The sequence below is a fragment of the Microtetraspora niveoalba genome, from assembly GCF_001570405.1.
Classification (GTDB): Bacteria; Actinomycetota; Actinomycetes; order Streptosporangiales; family Streptosporangiaceae; genus Microtetraspora; species Microtetraspora niveoalba.
In genome coordinates this window covers 107,500-114,960 of sequence record NZ_BBYM01000033.1, presented here as the reverse complement: position 1 = coordinate 114,960, position 7,461 = coordinate 107,500, and the positions used below count along the sequence as shown (strand labels likewise).

The 7,461-nt window shown below is 66.7% G+C and carries 6 protein-coding genes and 1 tRNA gene; 3 read left to right on the top strand and 4 right to left on the bottom strand.

Annotated elements, in window-relative coordinates:
• Positions 1–644 precede the first annotated feature (644 nt).
• On the bottom strand, positions 645–2,132 hold the full coding sequence (locus tag AWQ70_RS29115) for a trypsin-like serine peptidase (RefSeq protein WP_067182872.1): 1,488 nt from the start codon (positions 2,130–2,132) through the stop codon (positions 645–647).
• A 352-nt stretch (positions 2,133–2,484) separates the two neighbouring features.
• Positions 2,485–3,009, bottom strand: a complete 525-nt coding sequence (locus tag AWQ70_RS29110) for a MarR family winged helix-turn-helix transcriptional regulator (protein WP_067182868.1) — start codon at positions 3,007–3,009, stop codon at positions 2,485–2,487.
• A 94-nt stretch (positions 3,010–3,103) separates the two neighbouring features.
• Here AWQ70_RS29110 and AWQ70_RS29105 point away from each other — a divergent pair, with 94 nt between their 5' ends.
• Positions 3,104–3,874 (top strand): trans-aconitate 2-methyltransferase, encoded by a 771-nt coding sequence (locus AWQ70_RS29105; RefSeq protein WP_218004700.1) that lies wholly within the window; start codon positions 3,104–3,106, stop codon positions 3,872–3,874.
• A 117-nt stretch (positions 3,875–3,991) separates the two neighbouring features.
• Here AWQ70_RS29105 and AWQ70_RS29100 read toward each other — a convergent pair whose 3' ends face one another.
• Positions 3,992–5,038, bottom strand: a complete 1,047-nt coding sequence (locus AWQ70_RS29100) for a TetR/AcrR family transcriptional regulator (protein ID WP_084517925.1) — start codon at positions 5,036–5,038, stop codon at positions 3,992–3,994.
• Positions 5,039–5,192: 154 nt separating this feature from the next.
• Positions 5,193–6,131 (bottom strand): acyl-CoA desaturase, encoded by a 939-nt coding sequence (locus tag AWQ70_RS29095; protein WP_067182861.1) that lies wholly within the window; start codon positions 6,129–6,131, stop codon positions 5,193–5,195.
• A gap of 312 nt (positions 6,132–6,443) precedes the next feature.
• Here AWQ70_RS29095 and AWQ70_RS29090 point away from each other — a divergent pair, with 312 nt between their 5' ends.
• A complete protein-coding gene (locus AWQ70_RS29090) occupies positions 6,444–7,331 on the top strand; it encodes a hypothetical protein (RefSeq protein ID WP_067182857.1) in 888 nt (295 codons plus the stop codon).
• 42 nt (positions 7,332–7,373) lie between these two features.
• A tRNA-Gln gene (locus AWQ70_RS29085) sits at positions 7,374–7,446 on the top strand.
• Positions 7,447–7,461 lie beyond the last annotated feature (15 nt).

The following is a 7,461-nucleotide window of genomic DNA, read 5'->3' as shown; positions in this document are numbered from 1 at the left end:
TCGCGCCCCATCCGTCAGTAAAGGGATGACAAAGGACGTTAGCTGAGGGTTTGCTCCGAGGGAAGCCGAGAAAAAGTCGCGAACCGGTGGAACCGGATGGAGGGGTGGGGCCGTCAGACCCGTAGGGATCGTTGTTTCCCCTGATCAACTTGGGGCGATCGGCTCCCCCTGGAGTTCCAGAGTGGCCACGCATTCACAGTCGACTGTGAGCTAAATCACAGTTTTATCCGCAAATCTCACTGCCACATCATGGCGCGATGTCCTATTTGACCAGTTTTGTGGGAGAAAAGCGGGATTAAGGGGCAGGAGGAATTCGGTGCGGTGCGCTGTCCGAAGCGTCGAAGCGGCCGAGCAAGAAATGGGAGCAGGATGGTGGGCGTGCGTTGTCCACGCTCACCCGGCCGGCGAGCGGTTCGCGCTCGCTCCGCGACGGCCCGGTGAGGGCGTCCTCCGTCTGATCGAGCCCTGACGGGGCGGTCGCACGAGTACGCCGCGCCGGTCCTCGGGGGAGCGGCCGCCCGCGGTGTCCCGCTGACGCGAGGACACGGGAACCCGAAAAAGGGACCCGGCTGGATGCCGGGTCCCTTCTCCGTCACGGAGGGGTGCCGAGGTCGTCACCTCGGCTCAGATCGGTTGATCGAAGATCAGACGATCTTGCCGGACCACACGGCGGCCGCGGACTTGTAGACGCCGTAGGTCTCGCCGTCGAAGTACGGGGAGAAGCTGGTGTCGTAACGGTTGTTGCCGTCGGTGTCGGAGACGCCGATGGTCACACCGTTGAGGTAGCCGAGACGGCGGCCGTTGTTGTAGTTCAGCAGCCAGGAGGAGCCGATGGCGCCCTCGCCGGTGAACGACGACTTGGTGCCGACGAGCTCCTCGCCCTTGATGGACGGGGCCTGGACCGCGAAGGTCTTGCCGTAGGTCCACTTGAGGGTCTTGCCGGTGAAGGCGTTGTTGCCGTCCGGGTGGGTGCCGCTCGGGTAGCCGAACACGAAGACGTTCTTGCCGACCTTCTGGTTGTAGGCCAGGCCCTGACCGCCCACGTTGTCGCCGAGACGACCGACGTCCTTCAGACCGATGGAGAAGGTCTTGCCGACGACCTGGTAGCCGGCGGCGGCCTTGGTCCAGAAGGTCCGCTTGAAGTACTTGTACTCCTGGCCGTGGTCGTGGCGCTTGCCCTCGACCTTGGTCCGGAAGTACAGCGTCTTGCCGTCCTTGCTGGTGTACGAGTCCTCGTTGGACCTGTACTCCCACTTGCTGATCTCGTACGCCCTGTTGGCGCCGGTGTTCGCGGCCCACGGGCCGTTGCCGGTGAGGTCCTTGCCCTCGTTCAGGGCCTGGAAGTCGGCCACGGTGGCGGCCTTCGGCCTGCTGTCACCCGGGATCTCGACGACCTGCAGGTCGGACCACACGGTGCTCTTGTCGGCCTGGAGCTTCGCCTTCGCGGCGTCCGCCTCCGCCTTGGTGGCGTAGACCTCGGACTTGTACTCCTTGTCGACCTTCGCGCTCTCGGGCAGGACGCCGTTGTAGACGGTCACGAACGCGTAGTCGCGGTCGCCGTCCTCGTAGACGTCGTAGTCGTAGTGCGTGAAGGCCTGCTTGCCGACGTAGATGCCCCACGGGGTCTTGCCCTGGTAGTAACCCGGGACGAAGACCCACTTGTCCATGGTGGCGGCGTTCGAGCCGGTGTCGTACACGCAGTGGCCGGCGGTGGCGACCAGGTTGCGGTAGTTCGACTGCACCGAGGTCGCGGTGCACCAGTGCGGCTTCTTGTCCGCGCCGATGAAGAACACCTTGCCCGAGGTCTTGGGCAGGTTGACGTTCTTCGACTTGGACGTCGTCTTCTTCTCGTCGCCGATGGCGGGCACGACGCCGGGCTTGCTGTCGGCAGCCGGGCCGCCCTTGGAGACGTGCTTGGCGACGATCTTGGTCTCAACGCCGTAGGGGGTGGCGTTGAGCAGGTTGGCCTTCGCCTCGCCGTACCAGAACGCGGCGACCTGCTTGGCGGCCAGGTTGGTGTTCGCCAGGGTGTCGGTGGAGACGTTGTTGGTCGCCTGGGCCGGGGCGGCCAGACCGGCGGCCAGGAGGCCGGCGGTGGCGACGAGGCCACCGAAAGCCAGGGTGCGCTTCATGAGGGGTTGCTCCTCGGTCTGTCGTGGGACGTCAATGTGCGTCCCATCCGTCAGTAAAGGGATGTCTCGGACGTTACCTAAGGGGCCGGTGCGGTCAAAGCTGAAAAAATCTTGTGAACCAGTGGAACCGGACGGGCCGCTGGGACCGTCAGAGATGTACGGCGCGGTATTTCCGCTGATCGCCCCGGGGTGTCTCCGGATTCCGGCGCTCCCGGCGGCGGCACGCCCATCCGTCTTTCGTGTGACCTAAATCACAGTTTCTGGCCCGATAATTCACTGATTCGAGGCATGACGAATAGAGCGGTTTGTCCGCTTTATTGCGATTAGTGAAGATTTGGCGCTGCGGGTGGTTCTAGTGCGCCGCGCCGTCCGAGGCGTCGAAGGGGACGAGCAGGGTGTGAAGCAGGGCGGCGAGCGTGCGCTGCTCGCGTTCCCCCAGGCCGGCCAGCAGTTCGCGCTCGCGCCGCAACAGCCCGGCGAAGGCGGCGTCCACCCGCTCGAGTCCCTCGGGGGTCAGTCGCACGAGTACGCCGCGCCGGTCCTCGGGGTCGGGGTTCCGGGTGACCAATCCGGAGGCGGTCAGCCGGTCGATGCGGTTGGTCATCGTCCCCGACGTGACCAGGGTCGCCCGCAGCAGCGCCCCCGGGCTCAGCTCGTACGGCCTCCCGGAGCGCCGGAGCGCGGTGAGCACGTCGAACTCCCAGGACTCGAGATCGTGCTCGGCGAACGCCGCCCGTCGCGCGCGGTCCAGGTGACGGCTGAGCCGCGACACCCGGCTGAGCACCTCGAGGGGGCTGACGTCCAGATCCGGGCGTTCCTGTTGCCAGGCGGCGACGAGCCGGTCCACCTCGTCCTCGGTGGCCCTGGAATGCGACATGGAGTCGATTTTAGCTCTCTTGACATCGAGAAACCGAGACACAGAGTATCTTGGCGTGAAGCATCTTGATGTCAAGATGAATGAGAGGATCTTCATGGCAGCGGACATCTGGGATCCCGCGATCTACCGGACGTACGCCGACGAACGGGCGCGGCCCTTCCACGACCTGGTCCGCCGGGTGGACGCGGAGAGCCCCGCGTACGTCGTCGATCTCGGCTGCGGCACCGGCGAACTGACCGCCGAACTCGCCGTACGCTGGCCCACCGCCACGGTCCACGGCGTCGACTCGTCCGCCGCGATGATCGACAAGGCTCCCCGCGCGGAGCGCCTCGGGTTCGAGGTCGCCGACGTGCGGGACTGGCGCCCGGGACGCCCGGTCGACGTCATCGTGTCGAACGCGCTGCTCCAGTGGGTCCCCGAGCACCGCGACCTGCTCGCCCGTTGGGTGGAGGACCTCTCCCCGGGCGGATGGCTGGCGTTCCAGGTGCCCGGCAACTTCGACGCGCCCAGCCACGCCCTGATCCGCCGGCTGTGCGGTTCGGCGGAGTGGCGTGACGACCTGGGAGACCTGGTGCGGGAGGCGCCCGTCGGCGAGCCCGTCGACTACCTGGAACTGCTCGCCGGGCTCGGCTGCGCGGTGGACGCCTGGGAGACCACCTATATACACGTGCTCCCCGGCGAGGACGCCGTGCTCGGCTGGATCAAGGGGACCGCGCTGCGTCCGATGCTCGCCCGGCTCGCCCCCGGCCGCCGCGAGGACTTCCTGGCCGACTGTGCGCGCCTGCTCGCCGAGGCGTACCCGCGTCGCCCGTACGGCACGGCCTTCCCGTTCCGCCGCGTCTTCTTCGTGGCCCGGGCCGTCTGAGGCGGCGTGCCGTCCGGCCCGGCGGGCGGCGCGAGCACAGGGGCGGGGCCGGGGAAAGGGCGCCGTGGAAAGGTCGCCGTGGAAAGGGCGCCGGGGAGAAGGGGCGTCAGGCGGGAGTCAGTGCGCGTCGGCCTGCTCGGGTCCGCCTGTCTTGCCCGCCCGGCGCGCCTGCCGCTCCAGCGCCTTCTGCTGCTCGCGCTGGGCCTTCTCCTGCTCCTTGAGTTCGCGTTCGCGGGCCTTTTCGCGTTCCTTTTGTTCGCGTTCGCGGGCTTTCTCCTGGTCCCGCTGGGCCTTCTGCTGCTCGCGCTGGAGCTTCTCCTGCTCCTTGAGTTCGCGTTCGCGGGCCTTTTCGCGTTCTTTCTGTTCGCGTTCGCGGGCTTTCTCCTGGTCCCGCTGGGCCTTCTGCTGCTCGCGCTGGAGCTTCTCCTGCTCCTTGGGGTCGCGTTCCCGCGCCTTGTCCTGCTCCTTGGGGTCGCGCTCGGCCGGCCGTGCCGTACGGACCTCCGAGCCGGGGCCCAGCACCAGGCCGCGGGTGGCGGCCGTGAGCTGCGGATTCGGATTCAGGCCGGTCAGGCCGTTCCAGGAGAGGTTGACCAGATGCGCGGCCACCTCCTCGCGCCGGGGCGTGCGCACGTCGAGCCACCACTGCCCGGTGAGCGCCGTCATGCCGACCAGCATCTGCGCGTACATCGGCGCGAGCTTCGGGTCGTAGCCGCGTTCCTTGAACTCGTCGGCCAGCACGTCCTCGACCTGGCTGGCGATGTCGCTGATCAGGCTCGCGAAGGTGCCCGTCCCGGACGCCGCGTGCGAGTCGCGGACCAGGATGCGGAAGCCCTCGCTGCTCTCCTCGATGTACTGGAGGAGGGCCAGGGCCGCCCGCTCCAGCTTCACCAGCGAGTGCGAGGCCGACAGCGCCTGCGTGACCAGGGTCAGCAGGCGCTGCATCTCCCGGTCGATGACGACCGCGTAGATGCCCTCCTTGCCGCCGAAGTGCTCGTAGACGACGGGCTTGGAGACCTTGGCGCTCGCGGCGATCTCTTCGACCGAGGTGCCGTCGAAGCCCTTCTCGGCGAAGAGCGCGCGGCCGATCTGGATCAGCTGCTCGCGTCGCTCCGCGCCCGTCATGCGTCGCCGGGATCGGGAGGAGTCGTTCACACGTCCCATGATGGCCTGTTTGGATGCGTCGACGGATTCCGGTGTCGCCGCCGTCTCGTCCTTCAGTGCGCCCGGACGCCTGCGTACGGCTGCCGCCGACGCCTCCGCCGGAGCGAGAGGCAGGGCGACAGCCGGTGGGCGCCGAGAGGAGATATCGGCTGGGTCATCCAAGTCGTTTCGCCGCCAGCCGTTCCTCGCTGGGCCAGCGCACGTCGTGGACCCACCCGGCCTTCTCGAACCAGCGGATCAGGCCGGCGCTGAGGTCGATCTGCCCCTTGAGCACGCCGTGCCGGGCGCAGGTGGGGTCGGAGTGGTGCAGGTTGTGCCACGACTCGCCGAACGACGGGATCGCCAGCCACCAGACGTTGCGCGACTTGTCGCGGACCTCGAACGCCTCCTCGCCGAAGACGTGGCAGATGGAGTTGATCGACCAGGTGACGTGGTGGAGCAGACCGATGCGGATCAGGGTGCCCCAGAAGAACGCGGTGACCGCTCCCTGCCAGGACCAGGTCACCAGCCCGCCCAGCAGCGCCGGAAGGAACAGCGAGGTGACGGCGAGGGCCCCGAACGACTTGTGCAGCTTCATGATGTCCGGGTCCTTGATCAGGTCCGGCGCGTACTTCTCGCGGTTGGTGCGCTCGGACTCGAACAGCCAGCCCATGTGCGCGTAGAGCAGCCCCTTGGACATCGACTTGAAGCCGGGGCCGAACCGCCACGGCGAGTGCGGGTCGCCCTCCTTGTCGGAGAACTTGTGGTGCTTGCGGTGGGTGGCGACCCAGTCGAGGACGGACATCTCGAGGGAGAGGCTGCCGGCGATCCCCAGGACGATCTTCATGGCCCGTGTGGCTTTGAACGACCCGTGCGTGAAGTAGCGGTGGAAGCCCACCGTGACCCCGAGGCCGGACACGACGTAGAAGACCGCGAAGATCGCGACATCGCTCCAGCCCAGGCCCCATCCCCAGGCGAACGGCACAGCGGCGATTATGGCGAGGATGGGAGCCCCGACCACCACCCCGAAGGTGATGAGTTCTGCTCTCGTTTTCGGCTCCGGCTCGAACTCCGGCTTGGGCTGCCGTGCAGGACGTTCGGTGAGGACAGTCATGGGCTACCTCGCGAAGAAGTGGGGAAGATGTCCGGCTACGCCACCGTAACCTACGCCATCGTAAGTTAGGAATTCCTAAGCCGCGAATGTAGGGAAGGTGACTCAATCCCACCCCAACTCGTGGCGCATCCACGCCTTGTGGAAGTGACATCCGATCTGCTAAAAGCGTGCGCCTTCGGCGGGCGGGAGGCCAGGGCGCCGGGGCAACCTTTGTCCCTCGTTGGAGACCTCCTGGCCGTGCCTCCGAGGTGCTCGTACGTACTGTCTGTAATCGATTTGCGACTTTGAGTTATGCGAACTAATGTTCTGCTCATGGCGAGAACCCCTCAGCAGCTAGCCCGTTTTGAGGTGCTTCGTGCTCAGGCGATTACTCTCAGAGCCGCCGGCAAGTCCCGCGCCCAGATCAAGGAACTCCTCAACGTCGGCAGCGACGGCACTCTCAACGAATTGCTCCGGGATGTGATCCCGCCCGGATCCCCGCTGCGGGCCAACGCCAAAGACGACATGAGAGCGCGCGCCCGTGAGCTTCGCCTGGCCGGTCGGTCCTACAACGAGATCGTGAGCGCACTGGGCGTTTCCAAGTCCTCGGTGTCGCTCTGGGTTCGTGACCTGCCCGAGCCCTCACGGCTCAGTCCGGAGCAGCGCAAGCGGCGCGCCGCCGAAGGTGTGCGGCGCTACTGGGAGACCGAGCGAGACGAGCGCGAGGCCCGCAGGCGGGCGATTCGCAGCGAGGCGGCCGCGATGGTCGGCCCGCTCTCGGAGAAGGATCTCCTCGTCGCCGGCGCTGTGGCCTATTGGTGCGAAGGAGGGAAGAACAAGCCGGGCCGTCGTTATGACCGCGTCGTCTTCATGAACAGCGACCCCGGACTGATCCGCCTCTTCCTGCGGTTCCTGGGCGCGGCCGGGGTGGATCCCGAGGATGTGGCCTTTCATGTCTGCATCCACGAGACGGCGGACCTAGCGGAAGCGGAGAGGTTCTGGCTGGAGCAGACCGGGGGCCCGGCGCACCGGTTCGGAAACCCCATCATCAAGAGGCATCGGCCCGCGACCGCGCGGAGCAATGTCGGAGAGGACTACCACGGCTGTCTCCGGGTGGAGGTCCGCCGTGGCGCCTGGCTCTACCGAAAGATCGAGGGCTGGGTCGAAGGGATCTTCCGTGACGCGTCGATCGAATCGGCAGAGCCTGCCCTCGATCGGTAAGCTAGGGCGAGGATCCGAGCCTTCACCGGAGGTTCGAGACCATCCCGGGTCGTCTAACCAGGCAGGACAACGTCTTTTGGTGTCGTATGTAGGGGTTCGAATCCTCTCCCGGGAGCAGTAGGAACAGGTT